This window comes from Psychrobacter sp. Choline-02u-9 (assembly GCF_002836505.1).
Classification (GTDB): Bacteria; Pseudomonadota; Gammaproteobacteria; order Pseudomonadales; family Moraxellaceae; genus Psychrobacter.
In genome coordinates, this window is the sequence record NZ_PJBF01000040.1 from 136,518 (window position 1) to 152,437 (window position 15,920).

At 43.5% G+C, this 15,920-nt stretch carries 10 protein-coding genes and 1 riboswitch; all 10 genes read right to left on the reverse strand.

The window, feature by feature from the left end; all coding sequences use genetic code 11:
* Positions 1-203 precede the first annotated feature (203 nt).
* Entirely contained in the window at positions 204-815 is a 612-nt protein-coding gene (locus CXF69_RS01160) for a manganese efflux pump MntP (RefSeq protein ID WP_228706728.1), read from the reverse strand.
* A riboswitch (yybP-ykoY riboswitch) is annotated at positions 787-954 on the reverse strand. Its footprint overlaps the gene before it by 29 nt.
* Before the next feature lie 191 nt (positions 955-1,145).
* The gene (locus CXF69_RS01165; RefSeq protein ID WP_102078556.1) at positions 1,146-3,527 is read right to left on the reverse strand and encodes a TonB-dependent receptor; all 2,382 of its coding nucleotides are present in this window, start codon (positions 3,525-3,527) and stop codon (positions 1,146-1,148) included.
* A gap of 208 nt (positions 3,528-3,735) precedes the next feature.
* Positions 3,736-4,377: an RraA family protein gene (locus CXF69_RS01170; RefSeq protein WP_102078555.1), complete on the reverse strand. Its 642-nt coding sequence runs from the start codon at positions 4,375-4,377 to the stop codon at positions 3,736-3,738.
* A gap of 96 nt (positions 4,378-4,473) precedes the next feature.
* Positions 4,474-6,603 (reverse strand): IucA/IucC family protein, encoded by a 2,130-nt coding sequence (locus tag CXF69_RS01175; RefSeq protein WP_102078554.1) that lies wholly within the window; start codon positions 6,601-6,603, stop codon positions 4,474-4,476.
* A gap of 4 nt (positions 6,604-6,607) precedes the next feature.
* Positions 6,608-8,530, reverse strand: a complete 1,923-nt coding sequence (locus CXF69_RS01180; protein WP_102078553.1) for an IucA/IucC family protein — start codon at positions 8,528-8,530, stop codon at positions 6,608-6,610.
* A gap of 120 nt (positions 8,531-8,650) precedes the next feature.
* Positions 8,651-10,135, reverse strand: coding sequence for an MFS transporter (locus tag CXF69_RS01185; protein WP_102078552.1), 1,485 nt, complete (start codon positions 10,133-10,135; stop codon positions 8,651-8,653).
* The gene (locus tag CXF69_RS01190) at positions 10,135-10,737 is read right to left on the reverse strand and encodes a GNAT family N-acetyltransferase (protein WP_102078551.1); all 603 of its coding nucleotides are present in this window, start codon (positions 10,735-10,737) and stop codon (positions 10,135-10,137) included. Before CXF69_RS01190 ends, CXF69_RS01185 begins: the two co-directional genes overlap by 1 nt.
* A 78-nt stretch (positions 10,738-10,815) precedes the next feature.
* Positions 10,816-12,210, reverse strand: a complete 1,395-nt coding sequence (locus CXF69_RS01195; protein WP_102078550.1) for a lysine N(6)-hydroxylase/L-ornithine N(5)-oxygenase family protein — start codon at positions 12,208-12,210, stop codon at positions 10,816-10,818.
* A gap of 275 nt (positions 12,211-12,485) precedes the next feature.
* Positions 12,486-14,315 carry an IucA/IucC family protein gene (locus CXF69_RS01200; RefSeq protein ID WP_102078549.1) on the reverse strand — a complete coding sequence of 610 codons (1,830 nt, stop codon included), beginning with the start codon at positions 14,313-14,315 and terminating at the stop codon, positions 12,486-12,488.
* Between the two features lies 1 nt (position 14,316).
* The gene (locus CXF69_RS01205; RefSeq protein WP_102078548.1) at positions 14,317-15,822 is read right to left on the reverse strand and encodes a pyridoxal phosphate-dependent decarboxylase family protein; all 1,506 of its coding nucleotides are present in this window, start codon (positions 15,820-15,822) and stop codon (positions 14,317-14,319) included.
* Between the last annotated feature and the right edge of the window lie 98 nt (positions 15,823-15,920).

The window sequence follows — 15,920 nt, forward strand, 5'->3', positions numbered from 1 at the left end:
AATTATTAATAGTTTTATAGTGCTGATTTTTTTCAGACCTCTTGCGAGCCGCTACAGCGTAATGTGCTAGTTTTAGACTCAAAAAGCCTAACTATTAATATAGATAGGCTTTTCTTAGGTAAACAGGTTTTCTACATCTGAAAGTCAGTAATAAATTTATACACGTAATGACCATCTGTTCGTAGTAGACAGTTTTTATATAATCACTGAAGATGGCTTAATAAAATCCATGCACCGATGGCAATTAGCATCACACCACCAAATATTTCAGCTCTATGACCGATTAATGAACCTAACACCTTTCCTAACATCACCCCTAGCGTGACCATTACTGTAGTGGCCAAGCCAATAAGACCTGCCGCCAGTAAAATATTGACCTTTACAAATGCTAGGCTCACACCGACAGCCATGGCATCAATGCTGGTACCAAATGCAGTCAAAGCAAGTTTAAGGAAAGAATGTCTCGACGGTGCTGCTTCCGTTTCATCACTTGGCTTCATTCCCTCATACAGCATGTGCAGACCGAGCGCAAAAAGTATGACAAACGCGACCCAATGATCCCATGCCTCAATAAAAGACGCATCTATAAAGGATGTGGCATAGTGACCAATTAACCAACCAATAATAGGCGTGATCGCTTCAATGGTGCCAAAAATAACACCCATTCTGAAAGCTTCGGTAAAACGAGGGTTTTTAAGACTTGCGCCTTTACTGATTGCTACAGAAAAGGCATCAGTAGACATAGAAAGCGCAAGTAATAGAAGTGCGATAGGATTCATGTGATTTTCTCTGGTCGAGTATAGGGTCCACGACATAGCCACACCCCCGACCTGCAGTGTAGATATATCGATGGTCTCGCCAACCGAGAGGTGTTCGCACCATGGCATGTGGCCAAGTATGTTGATACGAACGCTTTCGCAGTACGAAAGCAGGCTACTCCCCAAAGAGAGGTTAGATTAGCATTGATAAACTATAAGTCAATCATAAAGTGCCGAAAAATAATTTTTGAACCTGATAAAGCATAAAGTTGGAAGCATTAACAAATACTCTTGGAGCAGATGAATGATTTAGAGAGTTATGAACATTAAAAAACCCTTCAGGCTATGAAAAGTTAGCGTGAAGGGTTTTTTAATGCGTGGCGCTTTTTAGTAATCGACGGTATAGCTTAAGCCATAAGTCGTGCCTGAGGCAGGTAAGCGGTTTAAATCACCAAATGTGGTTTGATGATAGACCGTTAGATAATCTTTATTAAGCAAGTTATAAACGCCATAGTCTACTCGGCCGACTGGCATGTTCACTTGGCCCAATACATCAAGGGTCATATAACCAGTGACAGGTAAGGCACTAGAGTCAGGGTCTTTTTGTTGGTCTTTAAAAGCCTTGTCATCACCGCCGATTGCCAATGCTTGTAGACGAATATTGCTGCCTTCATCGAAGTTATACTGAGCAAACGCCGTACCTTTTAACGGTGTTAGACGTACTGCATCCAGCTCTAGCCAATCGCCATCTTTGTCATACTGACCACGAGTGTACGCCACACTACCGCCTACTTGCCATTTATCACTGATATCATGACTAAGCGACCCTTCTACCCCATAGACACGCTCATCGGTATCGACAACTTCTACGGTATAGCTGTCAGTAAAGCGCACGACTTTATCTGATTCGTTATAAAAACTGCTCAGTCGCGCAGCAGTATCGCCATGTTTGCCTTGCCAACCAAACTCGTAGTTGTTGATCGCGATCGGTTGTACGTTGTCTGAATTAACTACAAAACCTGCACGAACATCACGCAGCGCTCGCTGGATATCCGCTGTGGTAAACCCTTGTGAAAAATTAGCAAATATTTGATCATTTGGGGTTAATTGATAGCTAGTACCGAGATTGAACAAGGTTTTGTCGTGGTCTGTGCTGCCTTTTTCTACGTTGCCTGCCTGATAGTCAATGCCATAAGCTGCGCTTGTTCCGCTAATAGCAGAACTATCAAAATACTCTTCAAGCAGTTGCTCATAAATGGGCGTAAAGGTATCAGTCTCCGACTTTAACTTTTGGTAACGCACACCAGCACTGGTATGCCACTTGTCGGTTATATCTACATCTGCATTGACAAAAGCGCCCCATTTATCAATGGTAGTATCTGGTCCACCGTTATAAGTAAGCCCATTGGTTTGGGCGCTTAAGCCATTACTAGCAAGAAACGTATTTAGGTCTTGACCATAATATGTCTGCTCGCTGTTTTCGCGCTCGACATCAGCGCCGTAGCTAAACAGCGTCTTTTTACCTGCGATTTCAGTTTCGGTTTGCATGGCTGCTCGCAAACCCATTACTTCGATATCAGCTTCTGACTGAGTGACAAACGTTGCAGCACCTGCCAGTTTCTTCAATGTGTCTTCATCAGTTAGGCCATTGGCTTGCCATACTTCAGTCGCTTGGTCTCCTGCGGTTTTACCAGAAGGATAAAAACGGCCTTTTTCATCTCTGTAATAGCCCGTCACACTGAGGCTTGACCCTGCAATATCGTCATTATTATAGTTCAAGTTCATTGAGGTCTTAGTGGTATAAGGCTCGTTCTCTACGTTGGCACCATCGATAGCTTTTAAGGAAGGTTTTGCGCCAAATAACACTGCCAAACCATCACCATAATCTGGGCCGTAGTCGGTGTCTTGCTCATCTTTATAGTAAGTCACTGCAAGATCAAGACGTTGGCTGTCAGTGAGCTCTACACCCAAGCTACCATTTACGCTTAACGATTCGGTATCTTGCTGGTCAGTTTGGTTAACATCTGGGCTGATTCGGTTGCCTTCGCTATCAAACTTACCGCCTTTATTATCGTAATCAACATCTAAGCGACCATACACTCGCTCGCCGCCATATCCTAAGGTTTGCCCTACATGATAACCCAATGAGTCTGACTCAAAATTACGACTGCTACTGACACCAACTCTAGTCTGTCTGATAGGGCCATAACCTACCAAAGATTTGGTTACAAGGTTAATTAGGCCACCTGCTGCACCTGCACCGTAGATACTGGTGGCACCTGAGAGTACCTCTACTCGGTCAAGCTGCACAGGATCGATACTATTGAGCTCGCGTGAAAGACTACGTGAACTGCTTAAAGGCACACCATTCAACAAGAACTGTACAGGGCGACCGTGCATGGTCGTACCATAATTACTGGTAGAACCACTACTGGCACCCAGACTTGGAATTAACTGTGCCAAGATATCACCAGTAGTACGGTCACCCGTTGCCTGCATCTGAATCTCATTTTCAGTAATTACTTGGGTGACTGCTGGCATCTCACTAATTTTCTGTGCCAGTGCCGTGCCCGTTCTGGCTTTGGCCGTGACATTTATAGTGTCTAAAGTCACGTTGGGAGTCTTATCAGATACTGTACTTGAAGCCAGTTCCGCTGAGGTCTGTGCATCTAATACGGCATCCGCTTCATTTACATTGTTTTGTGCATATAATTGCTGACTAATACAAAGGGTAAGAACAGATAGAGCAACTTGATGATGGCTTTTCATAATTTTTTCACTTAGGTTATTTCACTTAGTTGAATAAATAAACAATGATATGAGTAATATTTAGCTAATAATACTGTGTGTACTAACTTTGTGAATCGTATTGTAAATGATAATCGTTTTTATTTCTATATGTATTTACACCTTGCTAGTAAACGCCTATTTGTACTGTTTTCAGATATCGTTGACTATTTAACCTCTGATATTTTCATTAGTCATTGAATAACTTATCTAGCTCATTGTTACGATAAGCCTCAAAAAACACCTGAAACTTTACCTCATCTTCTTTATGCTTTTTTTGGCAATCTGATAATAACTGCTGTGCTATATCAACAGACAATATAAATACGCCGTCATTATCCATAATGGCGATGTCGCCTGAACGAATCGTCGTCGTCTGCTTACCGAAGCGATAGCAAATATCGGGGGCTAGCGTGCCTTGTGCTTCGTTGCTCTTGAACGTAGTCACAGCACTAATACCCTGCGCAAATACGGGAAAACCTAACTGCTGAATCTGTAGCGAATCAGTCGCCTGTCCAATGACAATAACGGCTGATAGTTTCTCGTAGATAGCGGCGCAGGTGCGCAATGCTCCCCAACAGGCTTTGACGCCTAATACCCGAGCATCAATACATAACACATCATTGGGCGCTGCTTGAATCAATGCTTGGTTGATTACATCCGTGTTGTCAGAGGTGAGTTGCACCGTAAAAACTCGGCCGACTATAGTAGCCGTGCAGGGATTCAGCGATTTAATATCTGGTAAATACCCCTCTTCCGTCAGATGACCAATGGTTGAGGTACCTATCTCTTTATAACTGTCTATAAGTTCGCGAATATCAATATCATTCATTATGTTCTCAGTATCATATTTTTAGCTTTTACTTGTTTCTCGATAACTTTTATCGCATTACTAAGTAGCTATTAGTTAGTTAAAAGGTTCAATTGTCTAGCTGTTTTTCTTTATACGCTTGAACGGATTGATCGTTTTACTTTCTCCAGCGGGCATACTGCCATGAGGATCAGAGCCACGGGCAATCACAGGCAATAGCAATGTCTTATGCGGATAATGTGAACCGTTCAATAGCTCATCACGAAGTACCTGACGTTGATTATCATCAAAATTGATAGTTACTAAGGATTCCTCGATACTTATCATTGCCTCGTGCCACAGCGCATCTTCATTGATATGATAGTGCTCAACCAATGACTCGATAATCGCTCGAATATTAACTAATAACCCTAGCGACTGTAGATAAAATATCAACGCTTGCGGCGTCTCGCGATATAGACGGTTTTTAAAATCTGGTGGGCTTAGATACTCAGGATCTGATATTTTGTGGCGTGCCAGCCATGGTAGATGAATACGTACGGAGTCGTGGTCACGTAGTAACAGACTGGTAAAACGATTGTCTTTTAATACGATAACAATATTTTGCCCGTGCATCTCAGGTGCAAACCCTAAGCGTAAGCAGCGCAGCATCGCCCCCAAAAACACATCACAAAGATTTTTAAAACACGCTATGACAGCGGCTTTTTTATTCTGTGACGCGCTTTCTTGGATGCTGTCTTGAGCACTGTTTTGGTTACTATTCTGGGTAGTACTATGAATACCCTCCTGAACAATGCCGTCAAAAATGTGATGGCTAACACCTTGCTTGTAGACCAACATGCCTAAGCTTGCCATTGGCAACAGTCGAATCGTATCGTCACATAGATTTGCTGGTAATTGACGTAGCATCGCACCTAAATGCGTGGGCTTTTCTTGATAAAAGTAAGGATTGCTAGCGCTTTTATCATGCAAATGAGACGGAGACATGTAACCCCACCATAGACGTTCATCCCATAACCGTAGCTGCGAGGATAGTACAGGGTCTATTGTTCTTGCCTGCATCAATATGGCTTGGTTTTTTTCACCATTGATCAGCTTGAGGGCTGGCAAGTAGCGTTTTGAGTTTAGTGCGTACACACCTATAGGCAGCTTAATGCTATTTGGCGTATCAGCATCAATTAACATACTGCGCATGGATGAGCTGGCATAAGTGATGAGTGCATCAAAAGTCAGGGCGACAACTGTGCCATTGGCAAGATCGTCGGCATACATGTCATCAACCACATGAGTCATTTGCCAAGGGTGTACGGGCATCGCAATGTGCGTGTCTGCAATACCTTTGTCATCTAGCTCTCGCATCAACTTCTGCTGCTGCGTAGTATCCAAAAGATATTTCGCTGGATTTTGCGTTGTTGTGTCTTGAACACGCTCTGCCACCATGACATGGCTTTTGGCAATGGCGACCCATGCCAGCGTAATGGGCTGGTTAAACTCTGCCATATAGCGTTTATATTCTTGTGCAGTAAAGCCCAATTTACCTTTAGCCAGCGGATGAAAAGGACGATCCATCAGTGAGGCCCACTGCTCCGCTGCAATCAAGGTTTGATGCCAATATGGATACTGACACACTGTAGTTGTGATATTTGCCAGTGACGACTGTTGCTGCGCTATAAAGGAGGCTTCTAAGCTCTCTTTTAGCTTTAAGACACCGATATCAGATAAGCTGGCACTATCCATCATTAATAAAAAGATATCTAACAATTGCTGTGCTGAACTTACTGGCTCTAGCGAAGCGCTGTCCACATGATAGCTATCAAGACTGTCATTCAAGTTGTTGTTCAGTCTGGCATTGACGTTGCGTATGACAGGCAGACACGATTTAGACAATCGCCACGGTGACGCATAAGCAGGCTCTACCAATAGTAATAACTGCCTCTCTTGGTCAACTTGCATCACTATTAACGAGTTATCCTGGTCAAAAAAATCTTGATACTGCTGTGGCAGTGACTCTAAAAGTAAAGACGCTAAAAATTGATGTGCATCTTGAGCTTGAGTCGTCTGATAATTTGCCAAGTACTCAGTGGTAGTTGTCACTTGAATAAAATGCTCATCTACCCATTTCTCTAATAGAAAGCACTCTACCAAATGGCTAATCAGCGACCATTGAATGGCCTCGATATCTGGCTCAGGATTTACATCAAGGTGATTGTTTTGTACAGAAGTTTGCACAGGGAATAATGTATGCATCGTTTTACCCCCGACTTTTAAACAGTGGGTTATTGATGTATTTAATCGGGAAGGCTTTATCTCCGAATAATCGGCGCTTAGCCAATGACTCAATGCGCGTTTGTTCAGCGAATATATCAAACAAGTCGAAACGTACTTGATGCTCTGGATGAGAGGTTTGATAGTCGGTCACGCAGTCAGCGACCTGTTGCCAAAACGCCACTTCAGAATAGTGATAATGCGTCTGCATAAAAATCGCAATGTCTGACAACGCCACAAAGAATAAGCAAGCAACCGTCATATCACGAATGCCATCTGTATCTTCGGTCTCGATGAACGAGCCTCTATTTAAGGCTGCATGGGCAGGTGGCAAGCTATAAAAATCTGGACGCAAGTGTTGTTGGGTTAAGTGCTCAGGTGAATAGCGAACCCCGTCATGCAAGTCTTTTAACAAGACTTTTATGGGATAGCCGTTTTCATGTACCAAGACGATGTTTTGCGCATGGCACTCTAATGCCACACCATAACCAAATAAGATATGTAGTAAAGGGGTGACAGTAACCTTAATCAACTGCGCAATCCATGTCTCTACGCCATATTTATCAAGCCAGGGGTCTATCAGATGCGAGTCATCAGCATTGATATAACTGACACCATTGAGCGGAAATGCTGTTTGCCCTGTTGATAGATGCTGACTGACGTTTTCTCGCCAAATCGCAGCCAGCCCGCCATACATATTTGGATGCTGGTAGCCGCGCGCGCGTAACGCCTCATGGTTTAAACTAACGCCAACGGTCTCACCTAAAAATGCAATAGGTAATGCTTGAGCTGTCTTGTCGTCTACAATAAGTTGATTTAGCCAAGTGGTGACGACAGCGGCATTCATCACGGTATGCTTTGCCAATATTCGTGTGCTTGAGGTATTAATCAGATGCATACTTAGCTTTAGGTAGGCTTTTTCATTAATAGTGTCATTGTTACCATTTTCATCGCTATTACCAAGCATCGTCAATGAGCGAATAGACTGCTGAGCGCGGTACTGATGACCTGCATCACCCAAATAGATAACCTCTTGCGTGGCAAGCAGTGGCTGTAATGCTTGAACTAAGGTGTTTTGCCATTGCCAAGGATGTGCAGGTATTAGGCAATAGTCATTAGCTGTCTCATTTGCGATTGTAAGTACTTCTATGAGTTTGGCATTGAGTGCATCAAATTCATCAGCACCCACATAATCTTTCACCCATTCATTTATATCGATACCAGTAGTGGTATTGCTCACCAGTAGCTCTTTTTTGACTGCCAACCACACTACGTCGATGTTTTGATCAAATTCCGGCCCATAGTCATAGTTATCTTGCAAATCAAAACCAATACGAGACTTAAAACACGGATGATAAGGATGCCCTGCCGTCAAATAACCTTCGAGTTGCTCATAAGTGAGCGTATCAATAGGCACAGGTATATTAGAAGCCAGTATCTGAGACTGTGTTTCGTTAACTAAGGTATGGCGCAGCTCTTTGATAAAGCTGTCTTTGAGTTCTGCACCTTCAATGTTGAGCAAGATATCACTGATTACATGCTCAAGAATGGCGTCTTCGGCAACACCGTTAACCACTCGCTGCACATTCAAGTCATTTAAACGGATGATGTCAAAACTGTAATGAATATAACCTTGCGCGGTATAACGGACATCATCACTTGCTTGTATGACAAAATTTAGCAGCGACTTGTTACCAGTACTTTCATGAGCGTTGTTCGCACTTTCAGATTCAAAATCAATAATATTTTCATATAGTAATGCTTGTAGCAATTGCTTGATTACCCGTTGCTCAGCACGTGCCATAATTTGAGAATTAACAGATGCTTGCCATGGTTTAGTCGCATAAGTGACGTCAGTACTATGATGGCTATTATTGTTTTTGGTAGAGTTTGCTAGATTATTGGACATAAATATAAGCTTCCTGTCTGAAAATTGAATCAAATAAAAGTATGGATTTAGATGTATTTAAAGCGAATGATAATTATTTACGTTAATAAGTTAAAGTAAACCCCAATACAGGGTATTCGTTTATGGGGATCGTGGTAATTTGCATGCTGAAGGAATCGTGAATAATAAAATCACCGCGATGACCACCAGTATTTCTTGGATCGCGCTTGCCATGCCGTCACTACTACCTGCTGCTAATAACTGCGCACTTCGACTGCCTATATAAAGGGTGGACAGCGTGATAAATATGGTAGAGATGATGCGGCGACTGATGTTATTAAGTGCAGCACCCTCAGTGACTGCGTCTTTGGGTAAGCTACTAAACCCAACGGTAGTAGTTGGTAGGTACGCCAGACCCACTCCGACACCTCGCATACTCATAATTAGCATTAATAGCCAAAGCGTTGGCTGATACAAGCACCATGCCAGCATCAAAGTAGACAGCGCACTAATCGCAATTCCTACGATGCCAATCCCTCTGGCACCTTGCTTATCTACCATCTTGCCAGCGTAATGCGTAGTGATACTGGCTATGAGCGTCGCGACCATTAGGACAACGCCTGTCCATAAGGCACTCTCGCCCATCACGTCTTGTATCAATACGGGCAATAGTAAGAGACACAGCATCAAACCAACTGTTTGGCTAATACTAATGATATTACTGTGCAAATAGGTCTTATTGTTAAACAAGCGCACGTTCAATAACGGATGACGCTGACGCCGCTCATATGCCCACCAAACCATCGCAGACAGTAGAAATCCAATAGATAATAAACCCAACGTGGCTATCTTTAATAATCCGTCACTGCTGAGTAGCCCGCCAGTAAAATCTATTTTCAGTGTACTCAGCCAAACCATCATCGCGAGCAGCCAAATTAGTAAGCTGACAAATCCGATGGTATCGAAAGGGCTTTTTTTGTCATGTGAGCGCATGTCAGGTATTAACCACCACACCATCGCCATGACCGCCATACTAAGTGGTAACGTAATGGCAAACAATGTCCACCACGCAAACTGCTCAACCAAGTAAGCACCGACCAAAGGGCCAAACGCTAATGACATCATAATAACAATGCCCCATAGCGCCATTACTCTGCCGTGCTGCTGCTGCGGATAAATCTGGTACAGCATACCAATAGACAGTGGGATAATCAGACCGCCACTCAGTCCTTGTATGGCTCTGGCAATGATGACAAAGCCCATACTGGACGCCAACATGCCAATGACTGAGCCTAGCATAAACCCGAAAATCGCGGCTAAATAAACATACTTGAAAGGGAACTTTTTGTTTAAATAGCCACTCAGCATCAGCCCCACACTCATGGCCAATACATACGCATTTAGCACCCAGCCGCCCATCACAATATCGACATCAAACACCGACATAAAGACAGGAATTGCTGGATTGAGCGCACTATTACTAAAACTCACCACCGTACCGCCGAGTAGTAATGTCAGTAATACCTGCTGCACCTTTTTATCGTTCAAACCATGACTGCTACTCTTAGAGGCTTCGTTTATAGGCGACTCATTGGTAAATGCCCTATTTATAGGAGCGTTGCTCATTAAGCCGTAGTACCGTAGAAATTCAGATAACCTCTAGATTCCAAAAACTCATCGCGATTGCAGAAATACAATGAGGCGGTCTTTTCTGGCATCTCAATCAGACGTTGTACGCGATAAGCAAAGCTATCAGCAATCCACTGATATACCTCAACCTTACTATCCGGCTCGACCACAATTTTCTTGGCTTCAGTATGCTCAAATATAAACTTGCTGATCATCATACCCGTTGGTTTTAAATAGCCTTTGCCAACCACCGCCGGATCCCCAAGTAAAATATGCCAACCCATATCCGTCTCTTTGGCTTTGTAATACTGAGACAAGCGATCACGAGCCGTTTCATAAATCTCTGTATAGCCAATCGGCTTATCATCACAAAGTATCAGGTAGAGACGCTGATGATCATCGGCCAGCATTTTTTCAAAATGGGTTTTTAATTGCGGCATTGGAAGATGAAGCTGCCACTGATCAACCACATGCTCGGCATGCATCCATTTATACAGCAATGGTATATCATCTGGGTATTTGACAGGTCTCAACGCAAACGTCTTTTGATAAGCTTCAATACTAAAGGTATCGGGCAGGTTTTGGGTGATGGTCGGCATGACTGACTCCTGATTGTTATACAGTTATATTGTTATGTGATTAATAGGATTTTTATGAAATACGAGTCTTATAAAACATTACGCGCCAAAATTTTGAAATACTTTTAAGGCATCGGTGTCGTAAGTCTGCTCACCTGTTAACTGATTGATGATACACCCTGCACGATAAGCACCCAGCCCCAAGTCTGGTGCGCCAACGCCATGAGTATGCACCTCTTGGTTTTGTACAAAAATCTTGCCATCGGTCGCGATGTCTTTTTTATCCGTCAGCACATATTTCAGTGCATAGTCTCGATCAATGACTGGCTGCTCAAACGCATCATGCGCAATGCTAGGCAGTAGCGTATTTAAGCACTCAGGCAGACCGTAACGATAGCCTGTACCAGCAATCACACAGTCATAATCAGCAGTAAAATCTTGATTCTGTTCACGCTGTCTACCCACCAGTTTTATGGTGTCTGCCGGCTCTGGCACTTCTAGCATTGTTGTCAGAGCTGCCTCAACCACTTCACAGTTAGACAGCAACGTCGAATGCAGATCTTGATTGGTAATACTACGCTCATAGAGACGATGATAAATATCGCGTATGGTCTCAAAGCCCATGCCTTTATAGAGCAGGTCTTGCTTGGCAGTGACTTGGGGTTTGGTTGCTGAATCTAAACTATAAAAGTAATCTGTATACGCAGGGCTAAAATGCTCCAAACCTAATGGGGAGTATTCCATGGGGAAAAATCCTGCCGAGCGCGTCATCCAATCTAACTGAAACTTAGGGTCGTCATTAGTACTATCATCGCCATCAAACTGCTGATCAAACAGCGTTCGATACACCTCTGCTGAGGACTGCCCAGACCCCAACACCAGTATTTTGGTCAGCTTGTTGTCTGTCTGGGTACTATTCAGATCAAGGCTACTAGCATTGAGGCTGTCCAAGTCAAAATTGTCTGCAAAATGAGCGGTGTGCATACAGCGGTTAGGCGCTTGTTTGGCAATATCTTGCAGCGATGGTGGTAGTGTGGCCTGTGTTCCTGTTCCTATGACCAGATTTTTAGCATGATAGGTGTTTTGTGTGCCTTGTTCACAGACTCTTACCACAAATCCATCATTATTGTCGTCAAACGCCACGTCTATCACTGCCGCATCAAAATTCAGACTATCCAGTTGCCCTGCTACCCATTGGCAATAGTGGTTATACTCTTTACGATAAATTTTAAACTCTTCTAAAAAGTAAAACTTAAGCAATCGGTGCTGAGTATGCAAATAATTCAAAAAAGAATACGGACTGGTTGGGTCTATCATCGTCACCAAGTCTGCCATAAAAGGCACTTGTAGTGTGGTGTTTGGCAATATCATGCCTTTATGCCAATTAAACTCAGCTTTTTGCTCAAAAAACTTGGCGGTTACGTCGGTCTTTGTCAGTAATGCCGCCAAACTTAGATTAAACGGCCCTACGCCAATACCAATAATGTCTAACACGGTCGCCCCTTAGTGATTTGGTGGTCACATTAATTCTGATGCTAGGGCGTGTCCTCATTTTAAAAATGGTAATAAAAATGAGATAAATCGCAGTCAAACAAGGAAAATAGCGCAGATAATATCGAGATATTAGTCAGCTATTTGACGCCGTTTGACAAGATTTAGCCATTTTTAACCCATTTAGATAACTATCGATTGAATTGAGGACACGCCCTAACTCTTGTTGAACCCTAACTTCTATCGTGTGCTTATCTTTGCTGCCTCAATATGACGTGCTACGTCACCATAGGATTTGGGATATCGACATAAATAGACTGGGTTTCAACAGGTGCGGTTAGCTCATCGAGCGCATAGAGTCTGGTGAGTAGATTGCCCTTGAACGGCAATGTAGGACTACGCAACAACAAGTCAAATAACGAACGATGCGGGTATTGCTGCTCTAATGCCATTAGACATGCTTTAAACGTCGTGATTAATGTATCCTCACTCACAAGCTGAGTGCGGGCAATGGCAGTGATAAGACCAAATATACTGTTGCCAACTAAATAATAGGCAAAGCGTGAGTCGGCAAAGTCTTCTGGAATGACGCACTCTCCTTCGCTAATAAGCTCGGGATAAGCGTCAATGAGCGGCGTGGCATACTCTGCAATATAGCCAAACCCTTGATTGTCTCTGGCCCAAAACTTAGTAGGATAGCCGTCTGTTAGCTCGATCAGACTGTTTTGCTGATGTACCTCAAACCCAATACCATGCTGATAATACATATGAATAAGCGGTATAAAACCAACTTGTAAATAAGTGTCAAACCACCGGATAGCCACCTGTTCTAAAGGTTCATCTGTCCGTTTATGGATAGACTTAAACAAGGTATCTAAACGGTTGGTGAGACGAGTTGGATGGTCTTGGCTTAAGCTGGCAAGATTGGTGACTTGCGTATCCTCTGTAAAAGGGTTGTCACGCAAGATACAAATAGTCTCATCAATGATTTTTCCATTCACACGTAAGGCAATCCAAGCAGGATCATTCAATACCGCAATCGTAGGGTACTCGGTTTTGAGCTGGGTACCATAGTCGCTACGCCAGATTCGGCAGGCATGCATACCGCGTTTGCATTCTTTGGGCAGGTTAATCCGCACAGAATTGGTAATCGCTACAGACAACGACAGTTTAAACATCCAAGGTGCATCAAAGGCCGCCAGCGTGCGTACTGATGTCGTTGGATGCAGATACCAACCGAGCTCACCCAAGTCAAACAATTGGCCTTTTTCTAGCAGCTTTTGATACCACGGCTGCTGCTGCAAAAACCTTGCTTGCCAAGGATGCAATGGCAACAGCTTATAGTCTGGATGCTCATCGACAAGTTGCTGCTGATAGCCACTCATATCAGCTTGTAGCTTGGATTTGAGCGCTGTGGTAATACTGTCGCCATCTACAAATTCTTCTGTAATACAGCTGGGATGCACTAGCCAATAGTGCAGCTGGGTTTTGCTACTGGTCTCGGGTGCATACTTTGCCCATTCGGCACCATAAAAACCAGCACGGCCTTTAGGTGTAGGGTGCATAGCATGACCGTAAATAAGGTTTTGTTCGGTCTGAACGAAATCTTGCTGATAGTCAATGATGTCATCAATCTCATCATTGCGATGCTCTAAAATAATCTGTAGCCCCTCATAACTCTCAATCCAACGTTTTAATACACCATTGGCATCTAGCGTCGCTTTGTCTTTATAACGATGTACGATGTCTTCAATAATCAAAGACGCTAGGCTCATAGCAGAGGATTTTATCCATCGGCTGTTTTGCAAAGGGTCGTCCAGTTGCGTGTCTAATTTCGATTCTGATCGTATGCTTACCTGCTTATTCAATATAAGCGGCGTGCCCGCCAAACGGTGCTGACCCAATTGACTTACTCTGTCGACAGGTACGACCATTACCGTGTTCGAAGGCAATAGCATTAGCACTAATAGAGGCTTGTTTTGTGAGGCCTGCTTCTGTATATCATCCTGCTGCTCTACGGCAATAATATCGCCGTGCCCAGTTTCAAAACAATAAGCATTGATTAGATTTTGTAGTGTAAGTCGATCAAGCGTTTTGTGCTGCATCATGTTATTTTTTCCCATCAACGTTCAGGTTGTCAGAATTGAGTCGGTTAAAACCAGCAATAGCCATCTGCTCAATGATGTCTGCAATATCATTGATTTGGGTATTGGGATTTAGAATGGTGAATTTAAGGCAAACGCGCTGCTCAAACTGGGTGGTGGCCACATTGGCGATATTATTGATCAATAACGCTTGCGCAATGTGACGATTGAGCTGAGCGAGTTGCTCATCAGTTAACGCGGTATCTTTGGGTGTAAAGTAAAACAAAACACTGCTGATAATAGGCTCATGTACCAGTACAAAATTTTCATTTGCATCAATCAGCTTTGCCGCTTGCTTAGTAGTATCCAGACAGCTATCAATCAAGGCTGCATAGCCATCCGTTCCCAGTAAGTCCAGCGCCATCCACAGCTTTAAGGCATCGAAACGACGTGTGGTCTGCAAAGAGTAAGTCACCAAGTTTGGGATATTGTCCTGTTCGTCATCAGCAGAGTTTAGATATTCGCTATGATGGCGAATACTCTCGAAATTTTGATTGTTTCGTAAGAGAAAAGCACCGCAGCTAATCGGCAAGAAGAAATGTTTGTGAAAATCCAAGGTGATAGAATCAGCCTGATTCAGACCCTCAATCAAGTGTCGATAGCGCTGTGATAGTAGCAATGCCCCGCCCCATGCTGCATCGACATGTAGCCATATCTGTTCATCACGGCAAATTTTGCCAATAGACATTAGAGGATCAATAGCACCTAAGTCGGTGGTGCCAGCCGTTGCAATGATAGCCATCACATTATCAGCGCCTAGACGATCTATCTGATGTTGTAAGTCAGACATCAGCATGGCACCTGATGCATCAGTCGCTACTTTGATGACGGAACGTTGGCCTAAACCTAGTAGCGCGGCGTTTTTTTCAATAGAAAAGTGCGCTTGGTCTGAGCATAGGATGTGGCCGCTCGACTGACCCATCAGGCCGTCCTTTTGCACATCAACACCCTTAGCCTTATAGAATTGATTGCGTGCCAGTAGTAGACCCATCAGATTACTTTGCGTACCACCACTGGTAAAGACGCCACCAGCGTTACTGCCTGTCTGTTCATCAAAGAAGGCATCAGAGATATCACCAAACTGACAACGTTGACATAACCAATGGATTAAGTCTTTTTCGATATAGGTCGCTGCTGGGCTTTGGTTCCACGAGTCCATACTTTGGTTAGTGGCTGCGATAATCATCTCAGCAATCTGACCGATGACCAGTGTGGGTGGATGTAAATGGGCTAAACAATTCGCATTGGCCGTCGACACACAACTGGGTAAAAACTTGTTTTGAATATCAGCAAGTATCGTGTCGATGTCTCGGCCTTGTTCACGGATGCTAAAGGCATTGGTCGCTTGCACTTGTTGCGGCGTGCCGCCCAAATACACGTTATTGTCGTCTAGCCACTGTTTGATGACAGCGCTGGTTTTTTGCATATGCGTGACATATTGCTCACTGGTTTGCTGATTTAATAAATGCAAAATGTCCTCACTTGTTTATTCTACGATGGTATAAATCGCAAATAAGTGACTTGTTATTAAAGTTGTTATTAGAGTCGTTATCAGAGTTTTTTATAAAC

Bases quoted from the DNA above. Each gene is read 5' to 3' on its own strand.
- CXF69_RS01185 (WP_102078552.1), bottom strand. From the start codon at position 10,135: ATGAGCAACGCTCCTATAAATAGGGCATTTACCAATGAGTCGCCTATA.
- CXF69_RS01165 (WP_102078556.1), bottom strand. From the start codon at position 3,527: ATGAAAAGCCATCATCAAGTTGCTCTATCTGTTCTTACCCTTTGTATT.
- CXF69_RS01190 (WP_102078551.1), bottom strand. From the start codon at position 10,737: ATGCCGACCATCACCCAAAACCTGCCCGATACCTTTAGTATTGAAGCT.
- CXF69_RS01200 (WP_102078549.1), bottom strand. From the start codon at position 14,315: ATGATGCAGCACAAAACGCTTGATCGACTTACACTACAAAATCTAATC.
- CXF69_RS01170 (WP_102078555.1), bottom strand. From the start codon at position 4,377: ATGAATGATATTGATATTCGCGAACTTATAGACAGTTATAAAGAGATA.
- CXF69_RS01180 (WP_102078553.1), bottom strand. From the start codon at position 8,530: ATGTCCAATAATCTAGCAAACTCTACCAAAAACAATAATAGCCATCAT.
- CXF69_RS01160 (WP_228706728.1), bottom strand. From the start codon at position 815: ATGTCGTGGACCCTATACTCGACCAGAGAAAATCACATGAATCCTATC.
- CXF69_RS01175 (WP_102078554.1), bottom strand. From the start codon at position 6,603: ATGCATACATTATTCCCTGTGCAAACTTCTGTACAAAACAATCACCTT.